Origin of the sequence: Catenulispora sp. MAP12-49, assembly GCF_041262705.1 — a bacterium.
GTDB lineage: Bacteria > Actinomycetota > Actinomycetes > Streptomycetales > Catenulisporaceae > Catenulispora.
On sequence record NZ_JBGCCP010000088.1, the window covers coordinates 1 to 1,569 of the forward strand.

2 protein-coding genes are annotated in these 1,569 nt (G+C 66.7%); one reads left to right on the forward strand and one right to left on the reverse strand.

Annotated features, from left to right (window positions below; genetic code table 11):
* Window positions 1-36: 36 nt before the first annotated feature.
* Window positions 37-366, reverse strand: a complete 330-nt coding sequence (locus tag ABIA35_RS49380) for a hypothetical protein (RefSeq protein WP_370347980.1) — start codon at window positions 364-366, stop codon at window positions 37-39.
* A gap of 104 nt (window positions 367-470) precedes the next feature.
* Between ABIA35_RS49380 and ABIA35_RS49385 the strand changes: the two genes are divergently transcribed.
* Window positions 471-1,538, forward strand: coding sequence for an IS630 family transposase (locus ABIA35_RS49385; protein WP_370347977.1), 1,068 nt, complete (start codon window positions 471-473; stop codon window positions 1,536-1,538).
* The last annotated feature ends 31 nt before the right edge of the window (window positions 1,539-1,569 follow it).

Below are 1,569 nucleotides of genomic sequence, written 5' to 3' on the forward strand. Positions count from 1 at the left end.
CTAGTGCAGCGCCGCGTTGATTCTTCGGGGGTTTGATCAGGCTGTCGGTTCGCCGAGGTAGAGCCCGGCAGCGCAGTCGAGGGCGGCTTCCGGGGTGCCGAACGGCAGGCCGGTGGGCAAGATGTTGTCCTCGTAGCGTTCGTTGCTGTAGGTGAACAGCGCGAAGCCCCACATCTCGGAGTGGCCGGTGTCCTTGAGTCGGCACAGCTGCAGGTCGCCTTCATCGTCGCCGTCCACGACGGCGTCGATGTAGGCGTATCCCGCCCGCCAGCGGACCTTGATCTCGGTGATCTGCGGCCAGCGGCGGGCATGGGCGGTCAGACGTTGCTGCAGGGCTGCCGCCTTGGCGGTGTTCGGGCTGGCCATGGCCCTATCTTGCCGCACTGTCGCGGAACCGGGTCACGTGACGGCCGGACCGTGCGCGACACGGGATGATCAGCGCATCAGTAGGCTGATTTCAAGGTGGGGCGATGGCGCTGACCAGTCCGTTCGTGATCGAGTTGTCTGAGGCCGAGCGGCGGGAGTTGGAACATCTGGCCGTGTCCCGGACCGCGCCGTTCGGACGGGTGCAGCGGGCATCGGTGATCCTGGCACTGGCCGAGGGCGCCTCCAACGCGGCCATCGCCCGGGAGGCCGGCCGGCATGTGGACACGATCCGCAGCTGGCGCAAGCGCTTCACCGCCGAGCGGCTGGCCGCACTGTGCGACCGGCCCCGGCCGAAAGGACGGCCCCGGCTGTCACCGCAGGACAAGCTGCACGTCATTGCCGCCGCGACCGCGCAACCCTCGAGTGCGGACACGGTGTGGACCCACCACCTGCTATCCGAACATCTGGGCCGGTCCGGACTGGCGGTCTCCGCCTCCCAGATCGGACGGATCCTGCACTCCGTCGATCTCAAGCCGCACCTGGTCCGCGGCTGGCTCACTCGCCCGGCCGACCCCGAGTTCTTCACCCGGGCTGCTGACGTGTGCGATCTGTACCGTGCCTGCCCACCGAACTCGGTAGTGGTCAGCATTGATGAGAAGACCGGCATCACAGCCCGCTCCCGCAAGCATCCCGACCAGCCCGGACGCCCAGGACGGCGAACCCGGCGGGAGTTCGAGTACGTTCGCCACGGCACCGTCTCGATCATCGCCGCCCTGAATGTCCACACCGGCCAGGTCCTCACCCAACGCATCGACCGCAACAACGCCGACACCTTCATCGGCTTCCTGCGCACCCTGGACTCCACCGTCCCGGCAGGCACCAACATCCACCTGGTCATGGACAACGGCTCATCCCACGTGGCGAAGAAGACGAAGTCCTGGCTGGCAGCCCGCCCCCGCTTCCACGTCCACCACACTCCCAAACACGCCAGCTGGTTGAACCAGGTAGAGCTGTTCTTCTCGACCCTGACCAGAAGGCTGCTGCGACGCGGCCAGTTCGCCTCCCGCGATGAACTTGCCGCACGCATAGACGACTTCGTCTTGGCCTACGACGAACACGACGCCAAGCCCTACCGCTGGACCTACGACGGCAGCCCACTCAAAGCCGCATGACCCCCGAAGGATCAATGCGGCGCTGCACTAG